Consider the following 24,535-nt stretch of genomic DNA (forward strand, 5'->3'; position numbering starts at 1 on the left):
TGTGGAGATTTGGAATCGCACCGTCATGCTGGCGTCGACTTTGGGCAGGGAAGAATTGCTGGCCACCGATATCCAGACGCTGATGCATCGCCTGTTCTGGGAGGAAACGATCCGCCTGTTCGACGCGCAGCATCCAAATTTTTATTGCTCCTGCTCTCGTGAAAAAGTGGGCAATATGCTGAAAATGCTTGGCAAACCGGAAGTTGATTCGGCACTGGATGACCTCGGCAAGCTGGGGATCAACTGCGATTTCTGTGGCCAGCACTATGAATTCGACAGAGTGGATTGTGCACAGCTCTTCGCTACCGAAACGTCGAGCGAGGGTCTGCAGGCGCCGGGGAAATTAAAGCATTGAGAGCGTGTACACGAACTGTGGCACTGCTTCACGCGCCGAAAGCGGGTACGGCTGGCCGTCGAATCACTTCTTCACTGTATCGGAAACGACTGGCGGTGTGCTGTTCGGCTCCAGTACCTGAACGAAGAGCTCGCCTTGCTTGATCATGCCGAGCTCGTAGCGGGCGCGCTCCTCCACCGCACCAGTGCCCTCCCTCAAGTCGCGTACCTCGGAGTTCAGTTTGGCGTTGCGCGCTTTCAGCTCGTCATTTTTCTTTTGCGCGGCCACCACCTGGTTGTCGAGATCCCACACGCGGAGCCATCCTCCCTTGCCAAGCCAAAGCGGGTACTGGATCAATAACAGCAAGGCCGCAAGGCTAAGGGTAATCACGCGCATCGGATTGTTACGTTCGACGGCCCGCCAGGGGCGGCAGGTCGTCGAACCCTCGTACTTATCTCAGGTTATAAAATGCGCCGCGGCCGGGGTAGCTGGCGATATCGCCCAGGTCTTCCTCGATGCGTAGCAACTGGTTGTACTTTGCGGTACGGTCCGAACGCGACATCGAGCCGGTCTTGATCTGCAACGCATTCGTACCCACCGCGATATCGGCAATGGTCGCGTCTTCGGTCTCACCGGAACGATGGGAAATCACTGCCGTATAGCCAGCCCGCTTCGCCATTTCAATGGCGGCAAAGGTTTCCGTCAGCGTACCAATCTGGTTGATCTTGATCAAGATCGAATTGGCAATGTTCTTCTGAATGCCTTCGCGAAGGATACGGGTGTTGGTTACAAACAGGTCGTCGCCCACCAGCTGAACCTTCTTGCCCAGCGCCTGCGTCAGCGTCGCCCAGCCTTCCCAGTCATTTTCCGCCATGCCATCCTCGATGGAGATGATCGGATACTTGTCGCACCAGGTTGCCAGCAGGTTGGTGAAGTCGCCCGACGACAGGCTCAGGCCTTCGCCGTCAAGACGGTATTTACCATCCTTGTAAAACTCCGACGCGGCACAGTCCAGGCCGAGGGCGATCTGGGTGCCAGGCTCGTAGCCGGCCTGCTCGATGGCTTGCAGAATCAGCTTGATGGCCGCTTCGTGGTTATCGACCGACGGCGCAAAACCGCCCTCGTCGCCGACCGCCGTCGTCAGGCCCTTCTCATGCAGAATTTTCTTCAGGGTGTGGAACACCTCGGCGCCGTAGCGCACCGCTTCACGGAAACTCGGTGCCCCGACCGGAATGATCATGAACTCCTGCAGGTCGAGGTTGTTGTCGGCATGCGCACCGCCGTTGATGACGTTCATCATCGGCACCGGCATCTGCATTGCGCCTGAACCGCCGAAATAGCGGTACAGCGGCAGGCCGGACTCTTCTGCAGCGGCCTTGGCCACCGCCATCGACACAGCCAGCGTGGCGTTGGCGCCGAGGCGGGCCTTGTTGTCGGTGCCGTCGAGATCGATCAGGGTGCGGTCGAGGAATGCCTGTTCATTGGCGTCCAGGCCCATGATGGCTTCGGAGATTTCGGTATTGATATTTTCGCAGGCCTTCAGCACGCCCTTGCCGAGGTAGCGGCTCTTGTCGCCGTCGCGCAGCTCGATGGCTTCGCGCGAACCGGTGGACGCGCCCGATGGTACGGCGGCGCGTCCCATCACGCCGGATTCCAGCAGAACGTCGCATTCGACGGTCGGATTGCCGCGCGAGTCGATCACCTCGCGGCCAATGATATCTACGATGGCACTCATTCAAAGCTCCCTAGTCAAAAAGAATTCTGTGGTGCAGGCCTCGACGCCTGCTGCGGCGCATGGCTGGAACCGCCTGCGCATGCCGGTCTTGTAATCGAAAATCTCAGGAAAAATCGGCTTCGAGGAAGCCGGCTTCCTTGACGGACCGGTCGAGTTTAACCAGCGTCGCCAGCAGTTCCTTGATACGGAGCAATGGCACCGCATTCGGGCCGTCCGATTTCGCCTCGGCCGGGTTGGGATGGGTTTCCATGAAGAGACCGGCAATGCCGACCGCCACCGCGGCGCGCGCCAAGACCGGCACGAATTCACGCTGTCCGCCCGACGACGTCCCCTGCCCGCCCGGCAACTGGACGGAATGGGTCGCGTCGAACACGACAGGGCAGCCCGTCTCGCGCATGATGGCGAGCGAGCGCATGTCGGAAACGAGATTGTTGTAGCCGAATGAGACGCCGCGTTCGCAGGCCATGAAATTATCTTCCGGCAGCCCTGCTTCCCGGGCCGCATCGCGTGCCTTGTCGATCACGTTTTTCATGTCGTGCGGCGCGAGGAACTGGCCCTTCTTGATATTGACCGGCTTGCCGGACTGCGCGCAGGCCCGGATGAAGTCGGTCTGGCGGCACAGGAAGGCCGGTGTCTGCAGCACATCGACGACAGCGGCAACCGGCTTGACCTCATCGATCTCGTGAATGTCGGTCAATACCGGAACCCCAATTTCCCGTTTGACCGTGGCGAGTATCTCCAGCCCTTTTTCCATGCCCAGCCCGCGAAACGATGTGCCGGACGAACGGTTGGCCTTGTCGAACGAGGATTTGTAGATGAACGGGATGCCGAGTTCAGCTGTGATTTCCTTCAGCCGCCCGGCGGTATCGAGCGCCATCTGCTCGGATTCGATCACGCACGGACCGGCAATCAGGAAGAATGGCTTGTCGAGACCGACATCGAAACCGCAGAGTTTCATGCTGCCTTCCTTTCGGACGATGCCTGCTTGCGGGCGAGCGCCGCCTTGATGAACGAAATGAACAGCGGATGCCCGTCGCGCGGCGTGGATTTGAACTCCGGGTGGTACTGCACGCCGACATACCATGGATGCGCATTCTCGCCGGTACGCGGTAATTCCATGATTTCACACAGTTCCTCGGTCGGCGTTCTGGCCGACACGATCAAACCTGCTTCTTCCACGCGGCTGAGATAGTGATTGTTGGCTTCGTAGCGGTGGCGATGGCGTTCCGTCACCACCGGACCGTAGATCTCCGCTGCGAGGGTGCCGGGCTTGACGGCGCAGGTCTGCGCGCCCAGCCGCATTGTGCCGCCGAGGTCGGAGTCCGCATCACGCCTTTCCACCTTGCCGTCATGGTTTTGCCATTCGGTGATCAGTGCAACGACCGGCTGTTCGGTATCCGGATCGAATTCGGTGGAATTTGATTTGGTCAATCCGGCCTTGTGACGTGCAAACTCGATCAGCGCGACCTGCATGCCAAGGCAGATGCCGAGATAAGGCACTTTGTGTTCGCGAGCGTATTTTGCAGCGGCAATCTTGCCTTCCACGCCACGCTTGCCAAACCCGCCCGGGACCAGGATGGCATCGTACTTCGCCAAACCGGCAGTGCCGCTGGCTTCGATTTCCTCGGAGTCGATGTACTCGATATTGACCCGGCTCTCGGTATGGATGCCGGCATGCCGCAGCGCTTCGGTCAGCGACTTGTAGGATTCGGTAAGGTCGACATATTTGCCCACCATTCCGATCGTAACTTGCTGCTTCGGATTTTCAAGGGCATGGACCAGCCTGGTCCAGACGGACAGGTCAGCCGGCTTGGGCGACAGGCCGAGCTTTTCGCAGACAATCGCGTCCAGGCCCTGGTCGTGCAGCATCTGCGGAATCTTGTAGATCGTATCCGCATCCCAGACCGAGATTACGGCGTCTTCCTGCACATTCGAGAACAGCGAAATTTTGGCGCGTTCGTCGTCAGGAATCGGACGGTCGGCGCGGCACAGCAGCGCGTCGGGCGAAATACCGATTTCACGCAGCTTCTGCACACTATGCTGGGTCGGTTTGGTCTTGAGTTCGCCGGCCGATGCAATAAATGGCACCAGCGTCAAATGCACGAATGCCGCCGCATTGCGGCCTGCCCGCAGGCTGAGCTGGCGGGCAGCCTCGAGAAATGGCAGCGATTCGATATCGCCGACAGTGCCGCCGATTTCGACCATTGCGACATCGAAACCCTCGGAACCGCGATAAATGTAGTCCTGGATCTCGTTCGTGATGTGCGGAATCACCTGCACCGTCTTGCCGAGATACTCGCCGCGGCGTTCCTTGCGGATCACCGATTCGTAGATCTGGCCGGTGGTGAAGTTGTTGACCTTCCTCATCTTTGCAGTGATGAACCGCTCGTAGTGGCCGAGGTCGAGGTCGGTTTCCGCGCCGTCGTCGGTCACGAAGACCTCGCCGTGCTGGAAAGGACTCATGGTACCCGGGTCCACATTGATGTACGGATCGAGTTTGAGGAGGGTGACTTTGAGGCCGCGCGATTCGAGGATGGCGGCCAGAGACGCGGCGGCGATTCCCTTGCCAAGGGAAGATACGACGCCGCCTGTGACGAATACAAACTTGGTCATTGCTGAATGTGCCGGACGGCACGTGCGGGAAATTCAAATTATAACGCAAACCGTTTGCCGGATTCCCGGCTTTGCCGTTCGTCGTGCCTCGCGCACGAAAGTATTTGCCGTTCAGGGCGTATAGGAAAATTGCAGGCGGATAAAATTTTGCGATCCGGTCGAATCCGGTAACGCCCTGATTTCATTGCCCCGTCGCACAATGGAAAACAGCAAACCGTATGAACCTTCCATCCACGCGACGCCAGCCTCCACCTCGCCCACGGCGCGTTTCGGCTTCACCGTATGCGGATCGCCGCTGGAGAAATAGCCGCCTTGCAAGGTGGCATTGTGGGCAACCGCCCTGCCGTCAAGCCGAAAAAAACCGTGCAGTGTCGATGCCCCCGGCAATGCCGCCAACCGTCCGGCCCGTACCAGCAGGCCGGCGCCGGCGTCCGCATGTATATTGCCGAAGCGGCCATGAAAACTCGGCGTAATGTCCAGCGACGGGGAAAGGGCCCATCGTATCGGCGCAATTTCGCCATGGAGAATCACGCCGAATTCATTTTTCACCTGGCGGCTCCATCCCTGAGGCAAAGGCTGGTTCAACAGCCGATGCAGATTCTTCTGTGTCCATTCACCGCCGGCACAAGGACCGAGGCAGCCGATGTCGATTCCCGCCCGCATATGACTGCCGTCGGAACGATGCGTTTCCTTGAAAACACCGCCGAACAGCCAGGCGGCATAGGGATGATCCGGCGCGCGTACCCGGGCCGGCGGAAGGTTGATGTCGGAGGCGGTATAGAGCTGTTGCCCGATCCGCCAGCCGAAACTTGTCGTTGACGATGGTCCTGCGACGGTTGCGCGCCGGGTATAGCGCAAGCCGCTGGAATAAAACCCGTCATCCCGGTTCAGCAACAGGCTGTCATTGTCGATGTCCAGCGCATGACTGGTCTTGCCTTCGACCGCATGACGCCGGAAATCGCTGACGAAATCGCTTACGAAGCCGGCCGCCTGCAGGGGCGCACATAAGGCAGCCAGAAGGAGAAAGGTACCGGATGCCGGGATGGATGAAGGAAGTGTCATGATCAGTGCCGTGAAGGAAGCAGGGATTGAACCATCTGGTGCACCGCCTGTGCCGCCGGTGCGGGGGACTCCATCGGAAACAGGTGGCCGCCCGGAATTTGCATGAAATGCTTGCCGACCAGCCGGCGGGTCGCCGACAAGCCAGCCTGGCGGCATTCCACCGAAGCGGCACCGCCGATGAAACCCACAGGTACCGGAAAGGATCGGCGCACCAGGCGGCCGAGATGATGTGGCAGGCTGCGGTACACCGCCGTCTCGGTCTCGCGGGTGAAGCGGAGGGTGACGCCCTCCGGATGCGCCGCCAGCCCGTGTTCGATGTAGTCGCGCAGCACTTCCGGTGGCCATGCGGCGAAAATTTTCTTGGCCGCATAATGCTGGTAGGCGGTTTCGGCATCCGGCCATTGATTGCGGCGTTTTGCGGAAAACTGGGCTGGCGAGAACCGGTCGTCGATGCCGATATGCTTTGCGATACGCAGCATTCCCGCGCGCCACCCCGCCACCACCGGCGCATCGAGCAACACCACGCAGCGAGCCACGTCAGGCCGTGCCCGGGCTGCCATCAGGCTGAGCATGCCGCCCATCGAATGTCCGACCAGGATGACCGGCTGATCGTAACGGGCCGCCAATTCATCCAGCAGTTCCCTCTTGAGTGCAGACCAGCCGTTGCGGACCGGATAGTTGGGATTATGGGCATGCATGTCAAGCGCCTGCACCTCGTAGTGGCGGCCCAAATGCTTGAAAAATTGGCGATAGGTACCGGCCGGGTAACTGTTCGCGTGTACGAAGTGGAGAATCGGTTGTGTCATCGGTGGCGCCGGCCCGCTGGGCCGGGAAATCGGTCGGCATGAAGAAGCCAAGATTGTAAAGGCAATGCCGCCGGACCGTTGCCGGCCCGTCGTGCCCTCATCATGTCAACGCCCATGCCAGTAGCGGGCGTGCTCCGTCCGGAATTCACTCATCTCGATGCGTTGCCCGAAGCGGAAACTGATCGCGCCCGACTGGTCGCTGCGAAGGCGCTGGATATCCATTTCGGCATACCGGTCGAACACTTCCTGCTTCGGATGGCGATAGCGATTGCGGTAGCCGACCTGGAATACGGCAACGGCGGGTTTCACCGCTGCCAGGAACGGCTGAGTGGACGACGTGCCGCTGCCGTGATGCGGCGCGAGCAGCACGGTTGCATGCAAGCTGTCCGACGCTTCGCTGACAAGGGCGGCTTCCTGGGCAGCCTCGATGTCGCCGGGGAGGAGAATCGAATGCTCGCCCATGGTGATTTTCAGCGTGCAGCTGCGTGCATTCGGTTTCCATTTATGGATGTCGTAACTTTCCGGCGGCGGATGCAGCATCTCGAAGCGTGCGCCGTCCCAGGTCCACGCCTGGCCCGCTTCGCAACGCCGATGCATGGGCGCGGCCTGGACGATCGCGTGATCGGCCGGAAGCGACGAGGCTGTCCAGCCCACCTTCACCTCGTCGAGAATGGAACGGGCGCCGCCGGAGTGATCGATGTCGCTGTGCGAGATCACTACGCCATCAAGTGCACCGATGCCTCGTCCGCGCAGGTACGGCAGGATGACGCGGTTGCCGCCGTCGGATTCGGGCGAATAAGCCGGACCGGTGTCATACAGCAGGCGATGATGCGCGGTCTCGACCACGACCGCCGTGCCCTGTCCTACATCGAACGCAGTCACCCACATCTGCCCGGGTTCCGGACGGGTCGGCTGGTTCAGGAGCAGCGGTATCCAGGCTGCCAGTCCGAGCCAACGCAGCGGCCAGCCGGGTGGTGCAAGCAGCCAGAGCGCGCCGATCAATGCACAGGCAAACATCCACCAGGACGGCGACGGCGCGGTCCAGACCGCCGATGGCAATTGGCTGATCCAGCCAAGGATTGCGGCGAGCCACTCGACCAGCAGATGCGCAGCGCCAAATACCCAGTTTGATATGGGAGCGGGCAGGATGCTGCCGCAGAGCGCCATCGGCGTCACAAGAAAGCTGATGACAGGTATGGCCACCGCATTGGCGATCGGACTGATCAACGAAACCTGGCCGAACAGCAGCAAGGTAAAGGGCACCAGGCCGAGCGTAACGACATACTGGGTGTGGCCTGCCGAGCGAAGCGCCGCAATAAGCCGCTCCCGGATGGTCGGTTTGCTGCCTGCGTGGAACCGGGCTCTGCCGACTGTCGCGAAAAGGATCATCGCCACCGCGCCGAATGAAAGCCAGAATCCGGGACCGAGGACCGCCCACGGGTCCAGGAGCAAAACGACGAACAATGCACAACACAGCACATGGGACACGCTGGCGATACGTCCGCACCACAACGCCAATGCCACTACCGAGAGCATGTACAGCGTACGCTGCGCGGGTACGCCGAAGCCCGCCAGCAATACATAAATCAAAGCAATGGCAACGCCGGCAAGCGCGGCGGCCTTCTGCGCCGGGAGCAGCAAGGGCAGACCGGCGGAGGTGAAGAAGGAGCGGCGCCAAAGCTGAAACACCAGAGCAGCGAACAAGCCGGCGATCATGGTGATATGCAGACCTGAAATCGAGATGAGATGCCCAACACCGGTCCGGTTGAAAACCTTCCAATCCGTTTGACTGACCGCCCGCTGTTCACCAATCACCAGTGCCACCAGCACGCCGGCATACCGGCCTTCCGGAAGCGCATCGTGAATGCGTTCGCGCAGCACGCCGCGCAGGTGTTCCACCACGTTTCCGAAGCTCCAGACGAAATCTTGCAGGCGCTGGTTCTTTATAACGGAGCGCTGGTCCGGCCGAACGTATCCTGTGGCACGCAAACCCTGCTCCAGCAGCCAGGCTTCATAATCGAAGCCATGCGGATTGGCATTGCCATGGGGCCGCTTCAGGCGTACGGTCAGCTGCCACCGTTCGCCCGGCCGGACGTTGCCGACAACCTGCATCTCCTCGGCATGAAATGCCGAATACCAGGAGAGCGCGAGTCGGCGCGGAATGACGGCCAGTTCAACACCCTCCGCCGTCGCCCTTTCCACATTGAAGTTGAAACGCACACCCCGCTCGAAATAAAACGGCAGGCTGTCGATGGTGCCGATGACCGTCACGTCTCGCCCCTCCCACTCCGACGGCAATTCCTGCACCAGATAGTGCTGCGCAATCGAGGCCGCCCAGGCGAAACCGGCCAGAACGCCGCAGGCGACGAACAGGGACAATTTCAGGAAGGTCCGTGTCGACAGAAATCCTGCGATGGCTACGGCAATGCCGAGACAGATCAGGAGCCCGATCACGCTCCATGGAGGCAGAGCGGCCTGGATTTGCAGGAGCCAGACGCCGATAACGAAACCGACAACGCCGCTACGCATTTACCCGAAAAGCGAAGCAAGCCTCGGCATCGCGGCGAGCGCATTCGCTCTCGTGGCGCTTGCGACTTCCTCTGCGGAGATGCTTCGCAAATCGGCAAGCGCATTGCCGATACGCGGCAATTGTTCGGGGCTGTTGCGCTGCGGATGCAGCCAGGCGGGCGATATATCCGGCGCATCGGTTTCCAGCACGATAGCGTCCAGCGGCAAGGTGGTTGCCAGCCTGCGAATCTGCAATGCGCGTGGAAAGGTCATCGCGCCGCCGAAGCCCAGCTTGAACCCGAGATCGATGAACATCTGCGCCTGCTGGAGGCTGCCATTGAATGCATGGGCAATGCCGCCGGCAACCTTCATGCGGCGAAGATGCTTGAGCACGGTGTCCTGCGAGCGCCGCACATGCAGCAGCACGGGAAGGTCGAAATCGCGGGCGATCTTCAGTTGCTCGACGTAAAAATACTCCTGCTTTTCACGGAGCGCACCGTCCTTCAACTGCGGGATGAAAAAATCCAGTCCGATCTCGCCGACCGCGACGAAGCGGCGATCATCGACTGCGGCTGCAACCTTTTCCCGCAGCAGCGCAAGGTCTTTCTCCGTTGCCTGCGGCACGAAGATGGGATGAATGCCGAGTCCATAGCTGCAATTGGACGTGCCTGCGGCAAGCGACGCGACGATATCGAAATTACCCCGCTCCACTGCCGGAATGACGATCATCGATACACCTTCCGCACCGGCGCGCGCCGCCACCGCACCCGACGCACCGCCGAATTCGGCCGCGTCCAGGTGACAATGGGTGTCAATCCACATAGGGCAGCAAACCATCTTCCGACAGGCGCAGTACGCGGTCGCAGTGACGCGCCAGCTCGATATCGTGGGTGACGATGACGAAGGCGGTGCCGAGCGTGCGCGATAGTTCGAGCATCAGGTCGAAGGTTTTTTGCGCGGTGGCGCGATCGAGGTTACCAGTGGGTTCGTCGGCCAGCACACAAGCCGGCTGCGTCACCAACGCACGCGCCAGCGCAACCCGCTGCCGCTCGCCGCCGGACAATTCACCGGGCACGTGCGACACGCGGTTGGCGAGACCGACACGCGACAGCACCTGCGACGCGGTCGCATGCGCCGCGTCACGATGCACACGCTTGATCATGAGCGGCATGCCGACGTTATCGAGCGCGGAAAATTCCGGCAGCAAATGGTGGAACTGGTAGACAAAGCCCAGGGAAGTGTTTCGAAGATCGCCCCGTGCTTTTTCGCCAAGGCTGGCGAAATCCTTGCCGAGCAAGGTGACGCTGCCGGCACTGGGCGTATCCAGACCGCCCAGCAGGTGGAGCAGCGTGGATTTTCCCGACCCGGAGGCGCCGACAATGGCGACCCGTTCGCCGCGTGCCACGTCGAAGTTGATATTGCTCAGCACCTTAACCGAGTACTTACCTTGGGTGAAGGTTTTGCCGAGGCCACGGCACGACAATACGACGGGCTGCATGTTCTGTTCCGGCTTATTCATAACGCAGGGCCTCCGCCGGCCGTACTGCCGAAGCGCGCCAGCTCGGATAAAGGGTCGCCAGGAAAGCAAGGATCACCGCCACACCGCCGATGGTGTAAACATCCGGCCAGCGCAGATCGGATGGCAGCGTGCTGATCAGGTAAATGTCCTTGGACAGGAACTGGACACCAAGCAGGCGCTCGATGAAGGGCACGATCACATCGATATTCAGCGCCACCAGTATGCCGAGGCCCACGCCGATTGCGGTACCCAGCAATCCGACCAGCGCCCCCTGGATCATGAAGATCTTCATGATCGACGGCGGCGATGCGCCAAGCGTACGCAGGATCGCGATATCGGCCTGCTTGTCGGTTACCGTCATCACCAGCGTGGAGACGAGATTGAACGCCGCCACCGCGATGATCAGTGTCAGGATGATGAACATCATGCGCTTTTCGGTTTGCACCGCGGCGAACCATGTCCTGTTCTGCTTCGACCAGTCCAGGATAAGTACATTGCCGGTCAGGATGCGTGACAGGTCGAGCGCGACTTCGGGAGCACGTTGCATGTCTTCGATCTTCAGCCTCAAGCCGGAAGGCGCATCCATCTTGAACATCCGCATCGCATCATCAAGATGGATGAAGGCAAGGCCGGAGTCGTACTCATGGTGGCCAGCCTCGAAAATGCCAACCACCGTATATTGTTTCAGCCGCGGCAGGACGCCGGCGGGCGTGACCTGCCCCTGCGGGGCGATCATGGTGACCTTGTCGCCTACTTCGGCGCGCAGTCCGAGCGCCAGCTCCTTCCCAAGCACGATATTGAATTCGCCCGGCACCAGATCGTTGAAACTTCCCTGGCGCACCTGCGATGCCACATCCGATACTTTCGGCTCCTCTGACGGCAACACGCCGCGCACGATGACGCCGCGCACCGTATCATCCCGCGTCATCATTGCCTGGCCCGCCACATAGGGCGCCGCGCCGCGCACTTCCTTCTGCAGGAAGGCTTCTTTGGCGGTGGCCTGCCAGTCGGGCATGGTGCCGGACGCATCGAACACCTCGATATGGGCCAGCACCGACAACATGCGATCCCGCACCTCCTTCTGAAACCCGTTCATGACCGAGAGCACGACAATCAGCGCGGCCACACCCAGTGCGATGCCCGCCATGGAGATCATCGAAATGAAGGAAATAAAGCTGTTACGCCCTCCGCGCCGGCCAGCGCGCGTATAACGCATGCCGACCAGCCACTCGAATGGCAGGTTCTTGAATATACCCAATGGAAAAGCTCCTGATGGAGACCATCGAAACCGGATGGCTTGGATGAGCGGCTACGGCACGTCGTTGCAACGGCGGCCCCGCACGAAGCCCGCAGTTTGCCACACAACCACATTCATGAACAGCGGCCGGGGATGCCGGGACGAGATCCATGACTTCAGCACCGGCACTTGGCCGCCATAAAAACCAATCGGGCGACATCGATAGAATGTCGCCCGACCGGAGTGGACCGCTATGAAACCTTGTCAATCGATATCAATAGGTCGTCGCTCCACGTCTATTGCTGCATGCCTATTGCTTCTTCGCAATGAAGCCACCGATCACCGCCGCACCCGTGGTATTCGACAAGGACATTGCGCCCGCAACCTCCGCAGGACCGGCACCCGATCCGCCAGGAACCACCGGACCGAAGTAACGTCCGCTCAGTCCGCCGGTCAGACCGGCATTGCTGACCGCGCCGGTCATGTAGTTGGCAACGCTGATGCCCGCCGCTCCCATATTGACTGTCGAAGTGAACGACAACGGCAGTGCGGCGTTGTTATCGCGATTGACCACGTTACGCAGTGCAACCGTGACCTGACGGGTTGCAAAGTTTGCGGTAATGGTTGCCTGGCCGCGGATAGGTACCGGATCATTGGCGCCGTTCACCGCATACCAGCCGGTGACGAAACCATCGTAGCTGGCGGTACCGGTGGTCGGCACTGCGGCAGGATCGGTTACTGCACCGAAGGCGACCGCGCCGCGGCGATTCTTGTTGTGCTCCAGCGCGCCTGGACCGCCCGTCCACTCGACGATTTGCACCGTGTCCTGGCTGAACCATGTCGAGAGATTGCCGTACTGAAGGCCTTCATTGGAATATTGACGGTAACCCTTCGAGCCCGGAAACGGGACGCCGGGTCCGGTGCCGCCGGACACGCCGTCGCCGGCGTGGATATCGCCGTCACTATGCAGACGCATGCCGAATGCGAGATCCGGGGTGCCGCCGCCAGTACGCCAGTCGCCGACGACGAACTGCAAGCCGGCAGTTTCCACGGTCTGGCAGCCGCCGCCAGTGCAACGGACAGGAGCAGTACGCGGGAAGTAGCGGTTATTCGCGTAATTCGCCTGCGTGCCAGCTCCGCCGCGGGTAGCTACATCAAAGAAGCCGAGGTCCGTGTTCGGCGGCAAGGGCGCGGCGGAGACAACGCCGTTTGCGCCAAGGACGCTGCGTCCCGACGTCGGATCGAAGGTTTCGATGATTGTCGGACGCTCAGTACGGCCATCCCATGACAATCCCAGGCTGTTGAGAATCAGGCGCTGCGCCGACAGGCGGCCATCCGTGCCCTTGGCGATGCGAATGTCGGCCACGCCGCCTGAACCGGTTGCGAGCGCAAGGCCGGTGGCGTTGGTAGTGTCGGGATTTGGATTCCTCAGATCGCTCGTCGAGCGGCCATAAACCTGAACGCCGGAACTGGTCAGGGCAACACCGTTATCGACGCGAATGATGCTGGTGCCGGTGCACTGATACGTTGCGCCGTCGGCGCAGGTCATGGTCATGGGCGCGGTCACTGGAGCGGGAGAATTCGGAGATGGCGTAGGTGCCGGCGCAGGCGACGGCGACGGTGACGGAGATGGGGACGGCGACGGAGAGGGTGCCGGCGCAGGCGCGGGCGCAGGTGCGGGCGTTCCTCCCGGATTGGTGGTCGTATCCGATCCTCCGCCTCCGCCGCATGCGGATAACACGCTTGCTGCCAATAAAGCGCCTGCTACAGGTTTTATATCTACGGAGAAAATCTTCATGGTTATACCTTTAAGTAAAATGCCCTAACACCCGGCTTCGTCATAGGAAGCGCAATGTGTTTGCATGCAAATAAAAAATTTATCGTCCCAGTCCGCCTACTGAATAACTTATTCTCCATGCTGCTTGCATCCGGTTGCCGCGTATCTCAACAGACAAATAGCGAAGACAGTAAAACAGCAAGGTTCTGTAAATATTCCATGTAATCGGGTGTTGAATCGCCGCACATCCGGCTTGAGAATCATTTTCGAATCTTGCTGGTTTTGAACATTGACACTTGTTAAGTTCATTGCCAGTAAGACTAGAGATGCATCAGACCAACTGGCGTTTTGTTTCATTGATACGACATGTTCACCACGTCTATCGAATGCATTCGACGACTGCACCCCTAAAGCGTTACAAGGTGTAACCAACCTCGTATTACGCGAACACTTAGGGACTTTATCGAGCGCCGCTGTGTTTGCCCTACAATCGCGGCATGAATCATCTCGATATCCTTATCCCGTTCGCGTTGCCGCCAGGAGAACTGGCAACGGACCTCCTTCGCGAACTGAAAACGCCTTGCCTTGCATTGCTTATATCCCGTGCGAAAGCAGCCACTATTGATCATGATGAACAGATGCGCGCATTGCTTCCTCATGAAGCCTGGGTCTCCAGGCGATTTGAGCTTATCGATAGCGATTCTTCGAACTCATCAAACAGTCCACACGCTGCCATTGCGGCAATGAAAGCAATCGGCATGGCGATGCCTGACGGCTTCTGGTTTGTCCTGAATCCCGTGCATATTCATATCGCACGCGACCATCTCGTATTAACAGATCAGCGCCAGTTACATCTATCGGAGGAGCAGTCACGTGCCCTGTTCGACATTGCGCGACCGTTGTTCGAGGAAAGCGGAAAGCCACTGCTATACGGAAACAGCTCCACCTGGTTCGTGCGCGCCGATGAATGGAGTGAACTAAGAACCTGTACACCGGACGCCACCTGCGGTCACAACATCGATATCTGGATGCCGAAGGGAAAGGGAGAACGGGATTGGCGGAAGCTGCAAAATGAAGTGCAGATGCATTGGCATGGCCATCCAATCAATGAGGAACGCGAATCGCGCGGCATGAAACCGGTCAACTCGCTATGGCTGTGGGGCGGCGCATCCGCTGCAATGCGTCTGGTGGCCAATCCCTATGACGCGGTCTTCAACATGGGTGGATGGACCGATGCACTTGGCATGTCCACCGGAATTGACAGGCAGGCCGGATCCGCGTCCACCATCATCGCAGAAGCCGGCACCCGCGTTTTGCTCAGCCTCGACACCCTGATCGAACCGGTACTGGCACACGACTGGAGCAACTGGCTACAGCACATGCAGCTGTATGATGCCGGTTGGATCGCACCGCTGCACGAGGCATTGAAGTCGGGCAAAATCGGCACCATCTCAATCATTGCAAGCGGCCATGCCAAAACGGTCACCTTCATTGTCAGCCGGCACTCGCTACGCAAGTTCTGGGTCAAACCCTCACTCATGCCACTTTGCTCATGACCCGTATCGCCACACGTTCCTACCCGTTCCGCACCGCGGAAATGCTGCGCCAGCAAGGCGTACACCCGGTGCTCGCACGACTTTACGCGGCGCGCGGTTTATCCGATGCACGCGAACTTGCCAGCGAGCTGAATGCCCTCATCGCCCCTGCCGGCTTGCTGCACATCGACGCCGCAGCGGTATTCCTCGCCGACGCCATCGCCGCTGGAAAAAAGATGACCATCGTGGCGGACTACGACTGTGACGGCGCTACCGCCTGCGCGGTTGGGTTGCGCGGACTGCGCGCGCTGGGAGCACGTGTCGACTATATCGTTCCGAATCGATTCGAATACGGCTATGGCCTCACACCCGAAATCGTCGAACTTACAGCAAGGGAGAAATCGCCCGATATTATCGTGACGGTGGACAACGGCATTGCCAGCATCGATGGCGTGGCGGAAGCCAACCGGCGCGGCATCGAGGTGGTCGTTACCGACCATCATTTGCCTGCCGCCACCCTGCCGGCAGCACGCGTGATCGTCAATCCGAACCAGCCGGAATGCGGATTCCCGAGCAAGAACCTGGCAGGCGTGGGCGTGATGTTCTATGTCCTTCTGGCATTGCGGGCCGAACTGCGTCGTCGCGGCGTATTTGATGCACAGAACCAGCCGAAGCTCGATTCGCTGCTTGATCTGGTCGCACTCGGCACCGTGGCCGACGTCGTCAAGCTCGATGCCAACAACCGCATCCTGGTCACCCAGGGCCTGAAGCGCATGCGCGCCGGGCGCATGCATGCCGGCATTGCCGCACTTTTCCGTGCCGCCGGCCGCGAAGCGCGAAAGGCCACCCCGTTTGATCTCGGCTTCGGTGTGGGTCCCCGCCTGAACGCAGCCGGACGGCTGTCCGATATGTCGCTGGGCATCGAATGCCTGACCACCGATGACGAAGGCCGTGCCTGGGCTATCGCCCAACAGCTCGACGGCATCAATCGCGAGCGGCGCGATATCGAAGCCGGCATGCAGGATACGGCGCTTGCCTTGCTGGAAAGCTTCAACCCGGCGGATAAAACCACCATTTCCGTATTCGATGCATCCTGGCACCAGGGCGTGATCGGCATCGTCGCCTCGCGCCTGAAGGACAAGTTCTACCGTCCGACGATCACCTTCGCGCCGGCCGGCGATGGCATGATCAAAGGCTCAGGACGCTCGATATCCGGCTTTCACCTGCGCGACGCACTTGACCTCGTTTCAAAGCAGGCGCCTAGCCTCATCGACAAGTTCGGCGGGCATTCCATGGCGGCCGGCCTGTCGATCCGCGCCGACATGTTTGAAGGCTTTCAGGCGGCTTTCGAAGCCGTCGGTCAAAACCAGCTGACCAAGAATCAGCTGGAACGCGTGCTGGAGACCGATGGCCCGCTCGAAGACGCTTATTTTTCGCCGCAATTCATTGAGTTGCTCGACAGCCAGGTCTGGGGTCAGGGATTCGCGCCGCCGGTATTTTGCGATGAGTTCCGGGTGCTGAACCAGCGCATATTGAAAGAAAAGCACCTGAAACTGCTGCTGGAAAAGAATGGCAGGCAATACGACGCCATCTGGTTCGGCCATGTGGACAGCCTGCCGGACCGCGCGACGGTGGCATTCCGGCTCGATGCAAACGAGTTCAACGGTATAACACGGGTGCAACTGATGGTGGAGCATGCGGAGCCCGCATAAGCCGCATCCGCTCGCCTGCCGACCCGCCTCCGCCCTGCTGCGGCGAGGTCTGCTCGGGTATAATTCCCGGTTTGACCGCACAAGAAATCATTATGGAAGCCGAACGCCTCAACGCCCTCTCCGCCCTCCTCGCGGACCTCACTACCCGCGAAGCCGAACTACGGAGGTATCTTTGACTTCGATGTGAAGTCGGAGAAACTGGAACAAGTCAACGCTGAACTGGAAGATCCCAACGTCTGGAACGACCAGAAGCGCGCCCAGGATCTGGGCAAGGAAAAAAAATCGCTGGAAGCGATCGTTCACACCCTCACCAAGATTGATACCGATCTTCGCGACGCCAGCGATCTTTTCGCGATGGCACGCGAGGAACAGGACGAAGATACGCTTCTTGCCATTGAGCAGGATGCAGATGAGTTGCGGAAACTGGTGGAAGGCATGGAATTCCGCCGCATGTTTTCGAATCCGATGGACCCCAACAACTGCTTCATCGATATCCAGGCCGGCGCCGGCGGCACGGAAGCGCAGGACTGGGCATCGATGCTGCTGCGCCAATACCTGCGCTATTGCGAGCGCAAGGGTTTCAAGGCCGAGATACTCGAGCAGTCCGATGGCGAGGTGGCCGGCATCAAGACCGCCACTCTCAAGATCGAGGGTGAATATGCCTATGGGTTCCTGCGCACCGAGACCGGTGTGCATCGCCTCGTGCGGAAGTCGCCCTTCGATTCCGCCAACGGGCGGCACACCTCGTTTTCGAGCATTTTCGTCTACCCGGAGGTGGACGAATCCATCGACATCGACATCAACCCTGCGGACGTACGCGTGGATACCTACCGCGCATCCGGCGCGGGCGGCCAGCACATCAACAAGACCGACTCAGCCGTGCGCCTGACGCACGCGCCGTCCGGCATCGTCGTCCAGTGCCAGAACGACCGCAGCCAGCACCGCAACCGTGCCGAGGCATGGGAAATGCTGAAATCCCGCCTGTACGAACTGGAGCTGCGCAAGCGCATGAGCGAACAGCAGAAACTGGAAGACTCGAAGACCGATGTCGGCTGGGGTCACCAGATCCGCTCCTATGTGCTGGACCAGTCCCGAATCAAGGACCTGCGCACCAATTTCGAAATGGGTAACACCAAGGCAGTGCTCGACGGCGACCTCGACGGTTTTATCGCCGCATCACTCAAGCAAGGTGTGTAAGCAAGCTCCCTATCTCAACCAAATCATTTCATGACAACCGATAACCAGAACACGGCGCCAGTCGAAGACGAAAATTCCATCATCGCGGAAAGACGCGCCAAGCTCGCCGCGATCCGCCAGAAAGGCGTCGCATTCCCGAACGACTTCCGACCGCAGCAAAAGGCCGCCGATCTTCAGGCGCAATACGGCGACATGGGCCGCGAAGAGCTTGAAGCGCTGGCAGTGCAGGTCAGCATCGCCGGCCGCATGATGCTCAAGCGCGAAGCGGGAAAGAAGGCCGCGTTTGCCACCTTGCAGGACGCCTCGGGACAAAAAGCGGACGGACGCATTCAGCTCTACGTCACGTCCGACAAAACCGGTGAAGCGGAAATGGAAGCCTTCCGTCACTACGATCTCGGCGACATCCTCGGCATCGAAGGCACGCTGTTCAAGACCAAGACCGATGAGTTGACGGTGAAAGTCACGACACTGCGCCTGCTGACCAAATCGCTGCGCCCCTTGCCGGACAAGTTTCACGGCCTGTCCAACCAGGAAATGAAGTACCGGCAGCGCTATGTCGACCTGATCATGAGCGAAGAAACCCGCCGCACATTCAAGGCCCGCACGGCCGCGATGTCGTCGATCCGCCGCTTCATGTCGGAACACGGCTTCATGGAAGTCGAAACGCCGATGCTGCATACCATTCCGGGTGGCGCGGCAGCCAAGCCATTCATCACCCATCACAACGCGCTGGACATGGAAATGTTCCTGCGCATCGCACCGGAGCTGTACCTGAAGCGGCTGGTGGTGGGCGGCTTCGAGCGGGTTTTCGAAGTGAACCGGAATTTCCGCAATGAAGGCGTCTCACCGCGCCACAACCCGGAATTCACGATGATGGAGTTCTACGCCGCCTACGTGGATTACCGCTGGCTGATGGACTTCACCGAAGCCGTGATCCGGCAGGCCGCGATCGATGCGCACGGTACCGCCTGCCTTACCTACCAGGGGCGCGAGCTCGATCTCGGCAAGCCGTTCCATCGAATGACGATTGTTGAAGCGATCAACAAGTTTGCTCCGCATTACAGCAGCGAACAATTGCAGGATGCGGCGTTCCTGCGGTCGGAACTGAAAAAATTCGGCGTCTCGCCGCTGGCCAATGCCGGCCTGGGCGCGCTGCAGCTTGCGCTGTTTGAGGAAACGGCCGAAGCGCAACTCTGGGAACCGACCTATATCGTCGACTATCCCGTCGAGGTATCTCCCCTGGCACGTGCGTCCGACACGATACCCGGGATTACGGAGCGGTTCGAACTGTTTATTACCGGCCGCGAAATTGCCAACGGCTTCTCGGAACTAAACGATGCCGAGGACCAGGCTGCACGTTTCCAGGCGCAGGTCGCAGCCAAGGATGCCGGCGACGAGGAGGCGATGTACTTCGACGCCGACTACATCCGCGCACTGGAGTACGGATTACCGCCGACTGGCGGTTGCGGCATTGGCATTGACCGTTTGATGATGCTCATCACCGATTCGCCGAATATTCGAGACGTGATCCTGTTTCCGCATCTACGGCGTGAAGACTGATTTTTCCGCGGCAGCAACGAGGACGTCCTTGGGCGTCCTTTTTTTGAGAATGTGCAGACGGGAAACAGGGTTACAAAGGCTTACAGCTGACACACTAAAGGGCTTTTTTCATTCGACGCCACCTCCGATAATTTGTCCACGTGCATGGTTCAGAAGATGCATACCAAAGGAGGTTCATAATGGAAGCAAGCAAAACAACAAACCGCATTCATCCACTGATCGCCGGTGCTGCCATATCGGTCATGCTGGTCAGCCTGACAGGTGTCGCGGCCATCACCGGACTCATCCCCAATTCTCACAGCACCGCATCTCCTTCAGCCGCGATTACGCCAGCGACAGCACCGGCGGTCGCAACGGCCGCCACATCTCCGGCGGCGCTGCTGGATGCAAAAGACACCAAGCTTGCAGCCGCGGAACCGACCGAAGAGAAGCCCAAAGTCGCACCCGCGCCGCAGCCTCGCAGTTACGCTCCGCGTCCGGTCCAGAAGCCCCAGCAGTCACACGACCGTTCGAGCTACGGAACCAGCACCCAAGTCGCTCAGGCGCCGAGCATCTGCACCAGCTGCGGTCGCGTCGAGTCGGTACAGGCCATTCAGCAGCAGGTGCAACCGAGCGGCATCGGCATGGTCGCCGGCGCAGTTCTCGGCGGCGTACTGGGCAATCAGGTTGGAGGCGGCAATGGCCGCAAGATCGCCACTGTGGCGGGAGCAGTCGGTGGCGGCTATGCAGGTAACGAAGTGGAAAAGCGGACGCGCTCCGTGACGTCGTACCAGGTTCATGTTCGCATGGAAAATGGCGAGGTGCGCAGCTTCCCGTATTCCCAGCAGCCGGTTTGGAATAGCGGCGATCGCGTACGCGTCGTGAATGGCCAGCTGACTTCGCGCGCTTAAGCAGGCTAGTCAATCAAACAAAAAAGGCGGCAGTGCCGCCTTTTTTGCTTCCGCGCGTTGTCTGTCGAGGGTCGCGCAGCAGGAAAACCAGGCTGACGGATGCAGCGCTTATTCGCTTTCCTCGATCCAGGCCATCTGGATCGCTTCCAGAATTTTCTCGCCGGATCGGTTCGGGTCGTCATCGAACTCATCCAGTTCACAAACCCATTTGTGCAAATCGGTGAAGCGGACGGTTAATGGATTAACGTCCGGAAACTTGTCGTGCAATGCTTCCGCAATGCGAATGGTATCTGTCCATTTCATGATTGCTCCCGCTTGGTCTTCTCTCTGTTTTCAGTGGCTCAGTGATTTTCACTGGCGTGGTTGATCGTGTATTTCGGAATTTCCACGACGAGATTCTCGTCCGCCAGAATCGCCTGGCACGACAATCTAGACGTCGCTTCAAGTCCCCACGCCCGGTCGAGTAAATCTTCCTCTTTTTCGGCAGGCTCGTTCAGCGACTCGAATCCTTCACGCACCACGACGTGACAGGTTGTGCAGGCACATGATTTTTCGCATGCATGCTCGATATCGATGTCATTGTCGAGCAATATGTCGCATACCGATTTGCCGGCTGGCGCTTCAATGACTGCGCCTTCCGGACACAGCACCGCATGGGGAAGTACAACGATTTGGGGCACTTGAAACCTCTTTACTTATTGATGTCTTGAAGAAAGGCTGCTATCAGATATTCATTGCGGGCCTTGCGTGACCTCATCGAGCGTCTTGCCCGACAATGCAGTACGCACACTGCGATCCATGCGCCGGGCAGCGAATTCCTCGGTGCCGTGCGCAAGCGCCTCCACTGCAGCCTTGATGGCGAGATGATCCGTCCCTTGCATCTGGCCGCGTACCGCGTCGAGCAATGCAAGGACCTCGCCGCGCTCTGTTTCCGACAGGAGTTCGCCGTCCGCATCCAGCGCAGACTGTGTCGCGAGCACGATCCGTTCCGCTTCCACCTGCTCCTCGCGCAGAGCGCGCAACTGCATATCGATATCCGCCGACGCAAACGAGTCCTGCAGCATTCTTGCGATATCGCCGTCGTCCAGTCCGTACGATGGTTTCACCGAAATCGATGCTTCGACACCGGAGCGCAGTTCGCGCGCCGACACGGACAGCAGGCCGTCCGCATCGACCTGGTATGTCACCCGGATACGCGCGGCACCGGCAGCCATCGGGGGTATGCCGCGCAACTCAAATCGCGCCAGGGAGCGGCAATCACTGACCAGTTCACGCTCACCTTGCACAACGTGAACTGCCATTGCAGTCTGGCCATCCTTGAAGGTCGTGAATTCCTGGGCGCGGGCGCAGGGAATCGTGGAATTACGTGGAATGACCTTCTCTACCAGTCCGCCCATGGTCTCAATGCCCAATGAAAGCGGGATCACGTCGAGCAGCAGCCAGTCATCGCCGGCCGCGCGATTGCCGGCCAGGAGGTTGGCCTGTATCGCGGCACCGAGCGCGACCACTTTATCCGGGTCGATATTTGCCAGCGGCGTGGTTTTGAAAAACTCGCCGACCGCCTTGCGGATGTGCGGCATGCGGGTGGCCCCGCCGACCAGGACAACGCCGTCGACATCATCCACCGACAGGTTCGCGTCGCGCAACGCTTTTCGAGTCGGCGTCATGGTTTTGTTGACGAGGTGCGCCGTGATCTCTGCAAAGACCTTCGCGGTCAGTGTCAGATGCACCTCTTCACCGGAACCCAGCACAGCATCGATATGTGTTTCGGCATTCGACGACAGCAGCTCCTTCGCCTCCCGCGCCTTGACCATCAACAGGCGGGTATCGTGGTCCGACAATGGCGCCAGCTTCGCCTGCTCGATCATCCAGCACAACACGCGATGGTCGAAGTCGTCTCCGCCGAGCGCCGAATCGCCGCCGGTAGACAGGACTTCAAATACACCTTTTGTCAGCTTGAGAATGGAAACGTCAAACGTGCCGCCACCCAGGTCATATACGACGTAGACGCCTTCCGACGCAGTGTCCAAACCGTACGCAATCGCAGCGGCAGTCGGTTCATTCAGCAAACGCAGCACATTCAAGCCTGCGAGCTTTGCCGCGTCCTTGGTAGCCTGCCGCTGCGCATCATCGAAATAGGCAGGCACCGTAATCACCGCACCGACGAGTTCATCACCGAGCGCGTCTTCTGCCCTCTGCCGCAACGTCGCCAGGATTTCCGCCGATACCTCTACCGGACTTTTGACGCCGGCAACGGTTTTCAACTGCACCATACCGGGCGTATCCAGGAAATCGTAAGGAAGGTTTTCAGCGTAGGCGATATCCTTCAAACCCCGGCCCATGAAGCGCTTTACCGAAACAATGGTGTTCTTCGGATCGGTCGTCTGCATTGCCTGTGCCTTGTAGCCGATGTGCGCATGGCCGTTCGGCAGATAGCGAACGATGGACGGCAGCAAGGTGCGGCCTTCTTCATCGGCCAGCACTTCCGGAATACTGCTGCGCACGGTAGCAACGAGCGAATTGGTCGTGCCGAGGTCGATGCCGACGGCCAGCCGATGCTGGTGAGGCGCAGTCGACATGCCAGGTTCGGAGATTTGAAGTAAAGCCATTGTTATATTCGCCAGTTGCGAGCTCCATCAAAGGGCGCTCATATAGTAGAGATCAGGCATCCAGCACTTCAAAGGCGCGCCCGATTTCTTCGCTGAATTTTTCCAGAAACATTAATTGCCGAACGGCCTGCCCAGCCCGGTCAAAATCCTTGTTATCAAGATGCGCGGCGATACGGTCGACCTCCGCCGTGCGTGCAGCACGCAAGTCCTTTTCGAGGTCTTCCAGCGCGCCAACGTCTTTTGCCGCCTTGGCATCGTCCAGCGCTTCACGCCATTCCATCTGCTGCATCAGGAAAGCGGCAGGCATTGCCGTATTCGATTCGATTTGCAGGTCGACACCGTTCAGTTCGCACAAATAGGCGGCGCGGCGGAAAGGGTTTTTCAGCGTCTGATACGCCTCGTTCGCACGCGTTGCCCATTGCATTGCGACCCGCTTCTCGGCATCCCCCGAACTGGCGAACTTATCCGGATGCACCTGGTTCTGCACTTCGAGATAAGCCTTATCCAGCGCCGAGAGGTCGATGGCAAAGCGTTCCGGAAGATGGAAAAGTTCGAAGTGGTTTTGCATGGTTACCTAAAACAAAAGCCTGTCCATACTTCAACAGGCCTTGTCAAAACAGTGCATCCCGGCGTCACCGGAATGCGGATCTTCAGATGCGGAAACTTTCTCCGCAACCGCATTCGTCCTTCACGTTCGGGTTGTTGAACTTAAAACCTTCGTTCAAGCCTTCGCGCGCAAAATCCAGCTCCGTCCCGTCGATATACGGCAAGCTTTTCGGATCGACGAACACTTTCACACCGTGGGACTCGAAGACACTGTCTTCCGGGGCGTTTTCGTCCACATACTCGAGCTTATACGCCAGGCCGGAACAGCCGGTGGTTCTTACGCCGAAACGCAAACCGATACCCTTCCCGCGCCGTTCGATGTAGCGGTTGATATGCTTCGCAGCTTTTTCAGTCAGTGTAATTGCCATAATCGTGAATGCGTTCAACAAGTAAGGTCATTCAAATCCGAAGCAATCCGTTTATGCCGCTTGCTCGGATTCCGTTCCATGTTTCGCCTTGTAGTCCTGCACCGCCGCCTTGATGGCATCTTCAGCCAGGATGGAGCAGTGAATCTTCACCGGCGGCAAGGCGAGTTCTTCGGCGATCTGGGTATTCTTGATCGACAGCGCCTGGTCCAGCGTTTTGCCCTTCACCCATTCGGTCACCAGGGAAGAAGATGCGATTGCAGAACCGCAGCCGTAGGTCTTGAACTTCGCATCCTGGATGACACCGTCCGAACCAACCTTGATCTGCAGTTTCATGACGTCGCCACATGCCGGCGCGCCGACCATTCCGGTACCGATCGACTCGTCGCCCTTGTCAAAGGCGCCTACGTTGCGCGGGTTTTCATAGTGATCGAGAACTTTTTCAGAGTAAGACATTTGAAGCTCCTTAA

General features: G+C 59.3%; 23 protein-coding genes. 6 read left to right on the top strand and 17 right to left on the bottom strand.

Annotation, left to right across the window (positions count from 1 at the left end; all coding sequences use genetic code 11):
- The coding region (locus V7080_RS00835; RefSeq protein ID WP_334186498.1) for an Hsp33 family molecular chaperone HslO at positions 1 to 355 on the top strand (355 nt) is incomplete at its 5' end.
- Between the two features lie 63 nt (positions 356 to 418).
- On the opposite strand, the gene ftsB is transcribed toward V7080_RS00835, so the two are convergent.
- The 11 genes from ftsB to V7080_RS00890 all read right to left on the bottom strand — a co-directional run bounded on the left by ftsB (position 419) and on the right by V7080_RS00890 (position 13,369).
- The gene (gene ftsB, locus V7080_RS00840; protein WP_334186499.1) at positions 419 to 730 is read right to left on the bottom strand and encodes a cell division protein FtsB; all 312 of its coding nucleotides are present in this window, start codon (positions 728 to 730) and stop codon (positions 419 to 421) included.
- A gap of 55 nt (positions 731 to 785) precedes the next feature.
- Positions 786 to 2,069 carry a phosphopyruvate hydratase gene (gene eno / locus V7080_RS00845; RefSeq protein WP_334186500.1) on the bottom strand — a complete coding sequence of 428 codons (1,284 nt, stop codon included), beginning with the start codon at positions 2,067 to 2,069 and terminating at the stop codon, positions 786 to 788.
- A 103-nt stretch (positions 2,070 to 2,172) separates the two neighbouring features.
- Positions 2,173 to 3,027 (bottom strand): 3-deoxy-8-phosphooctulonate synthase, encoded by an 855-nt coding sequence (kdsA, locus tag V7080_RS00850; RefSeq protein WP_334186501.1) that lies wholly within the window; start codon positions 3,025 to 3,027, stop codon positions 2,173 to 2,175.
- A complete protein-coding gene (locus V7080_RS00855; RefSeq protein WP_334186502.1) occupies positions 3,024 to 4,682 on the bottom strand; it encodes a CTP synthase in 1,659 nt (552 codons plus the stop codon). The genes kdsA and V7080_RS00855 overlap by 4 nt, the downstream gene beginning before the upstream one ends.
- Positions 4,683 to 4,793: 111 nt before the next feature.
- Positions 4,794 to 5,744 (bottom strand): lipid A deacylase LpxR family protein, encoded by a 951-nt coding sequence (locus tag V7080_RS00860; protein WP_334186503.1) that lies wholly within the window; start codon positions 5,742 to 5,744, stop codon positions 4,794 to 4,796.
- 2 nt (positions 5,745 to 5,746) lie between these two features.
- Positions 5,747 to 6,550, bottom strand: a complete 804-nt coding sequence (locus V7080_RS00865; RefSeq protein ID WP_334186504.1) for an alpha/beta hydrolase — start codon at positions 6,548 to 6,550, stop codon at positions 5,747 to 5,749.
- A gap of 105 nt (positions 6,551 to 6,655) precedes the next feature.
- The gene (locus V7080_RS00870; RefSeq protein ID WP_334186505.1) at positions 6,656 to 9,079 is read right to left on the bottom strand and encodes a DNA internalization-related competence protein ComEC/Rec2; all 2,424 of its coding nucleotides are present in this window, start codon (positions 9,077 to 9,079) and stop codon (positions 6,656 to 6,658) included.
- Positions 9,080 to 9,880 (bottom strand): TatD family hydrolase, encoded by an 801-nt coding sequence (locus V7080_RS00875; protein ID WP_334186506.1) that lies wholly within the window; start codon positions 9,878 to 9,880, stop codon positions 9,080 to 9,082.
- A complete protein-coding gene (gene lolD / locus V7080_RS00880) occupies positions 9,870 to 10,577 on the bottom strand; it encodes a lipoprotein-releasing ABC transporter ATP-binding protein LolD (RefSeq protein WP_334186507.1) in 708 nt (235 codons plus the stop codon). The genes V7080_RS00875 and lolD overlap by 11 nt, the downstream gene beginning before the upstream one ends.
- Positions 10,570 to 11,835 (bottom strand): lipoprotein-releasing ABC transporter permease subunit, encoded by a 1,266-nt coding sequence (locus tag V7080_RS00885; protein WP_334186508.1) that lies wholly within the window; start codon positions 11,833 to 11,835, stop codon positions 10,570 to 10,572. The genes lolD and V7080_RS00885 overlap by 8 nt, the downstream gene beginning before the upstream one ends.
- Positions 11,836 to 12,124: 289 nt before the next feature.
- A complete protein-coding gene (locus V7080_RS00890; RefSeq protein ID WP_334186509.1) occupies positions 12,125 to 13,369 on the bottom strand; it encodes a hypothetical protein in 1,245 nt (414 codons plus the stop codon).
- Positions 13,370 to 14,334: 965 nt separating this feature from the next.
- Here V7080_RS00890 and V7080_RS00895 point away from each other — a divergent pair.
- The 5 genes from V7080_RS00895 (at position 14,335) to V7080_RS00915 (ending at position 20,485) form a co-directional block, all read left to right on the top strand.
- Positions 14,335 to 15,147 (top strand): hypothetical protein, encoded by an 813-nt coding sequence (locus V7080_RS00895; RefSeq protein WP_334186510.1) that lies wholly within the window; start codon positions 14,335 to 14,337, stop codon positions 15,145 to 15,147.
- Positions 15,144 to 16,838, top strand: coding sequence for a single-stranded-DNA-specific exonuclease RecJ (gene recJ, locus V7080_RS00900; protein WP_334186511.1), 1,695 nt, complete (start codon positions 15,144 to 15,146; stop codon positions 16,836 to 16,838). The genes V7080_RS00895 and recJ overlap by 4 nt, the downstream gene beginning before the upstream one ends.
- Before the next feature lie 92 nt (positions 16,839 to 16,930).
- Positions 16,931 to 18,035, top strand: a protein-coding gene (gene prfB / locus V7080_RS00905; protein WP_334186512.1) for a peptide chain release factor 2 whose coding sequence is annotated in 2 segments (ribosomal slippage) — positions 16,931 to 17,011 and positions 17,013 to 18,035 — 1,104 coding nt in all. Because the reading frame shifts where the segments join, the coding sequence is not laid out codon by codon here.
- Positions 18,036 to 18,065: 30 nt separating this feature from the next.
- Entirely contained in the window at positions 18,066 to 19,595 is a 1,530-nt protein-coding gene (gene lysS / locus V7080_RS00910; protein ID WP_334186513.1) for a lysine--tRNA ligase, read from the top strand.
- A 179-nt stretch (positions 19,596 to 19,774) separates the two neighbouring features.
- A complete protein-coding gene (locus tag V7080_RS00915) occupies positions 19,775 to 20,485 on the top strand; it encodes a glycine zipper 2TM domain-containing protein (protein ID WP_334186514.1) in 711 nt (236 codons plus the stop codon).
- 108 nt (positions 20,486 to 20,593) lie between these two features.
- Here the strand turns inward: V7080_RS00915 and iscX are convergent, their stop codons facing one another.
- The 6 genes from iscX to iscU form a co-directional block, all read right to left on the bottom strand.
- A complete protein-coding gene (gene iscX / locus V7080_RS00920) occupies positions 20,594 to 20,788 on the bottom strand; it encodes a Fe-S cluster assembly protein IscX (protein WP_334186515.1) in 195 nt (64 codons plus the stop codon).
- 38 nt (positions 20,789 to 20,826) lie between these two features.
- Positions 20,827 to 21,165 (bottom strand): ISC system 2Fe-2S type ferredoxin, encoded by a 339-nt coding sequence (gene fdx / locus V7080_RS00925; protein WP_334186516.1) that lies wholly within the window; start codon positions 21,163 to 21,165, stop codon positions 20,827 to 20,829.
- A 51-nt stretch (positions 21,166 to 21,216) separates the two neighbouring features.
- Complete coding sequence (gene hscA / locus V7080_RS00930) at positions 21,217 to 23,094, bottom strand: Fe-S protein assembly chaperone HscA (protein WP_334186517.1); 1,878 nt, start codon at positions 23,092 to 23,094, stop codon at positions 21,217 to 21,219.
- A gap of 52 nt (positions 23,095 to 23,146) precedes the next feature.
- Positions 23,147 to 23,662, bottom strand: a complete 516-nt coding sequence (hscB, locus tag V7080_RS00935; RefSeq protein WP_334186518.1) for a Fe-S protein assembly co-chaperone HscB — start codon at positions 23,660 to 23,662, stop codon at positions 23,147 to 23,149.
- 82 nt (positions 23,663 to 23,744) lie between these two features.
- Positions 23,745 to 24,068 (bottom strand): iron-sulfur cluster assembly protein IscA, encoded by a 324-nt coding sequence (gene iscA, locus V7080_RS00940; RefSeq protein WP_326509036.1) that lies wholly within the window; start codon positions 24,066 to 24,068, stop codon positions 23,745 to 23,747.
- Positions 24,069 to 24,119: 51 nt separating this feature from the next.
- Positions 24,120 to 24,521: a Fe-S cluster assembly scaffold IscU gene (gene iscU, locus V7080_RS00945; RefSeq protein ID WP_334186519.1), complete on the bottom strand. Its 402-nt coding sequence runs from the start codon at positions 24,519 to 24,521 to the stop codon at positions 24,120 to 24,122.
- Positions 24,522 to 24,535: the final 14 nt, after the last annotated feature.

The sequence above is a fragment of the Noviherbaspirillum sp. genome, from assembly GCF_036846085.1.
In the GTDB taxonomy this organism is placed as follows: domain Bacteria; phylum Pseudomonadota; class Gammaproteobacteria; order Burkholderiales; family Burkholderiaceae_D; genus Noviherbaspirillum.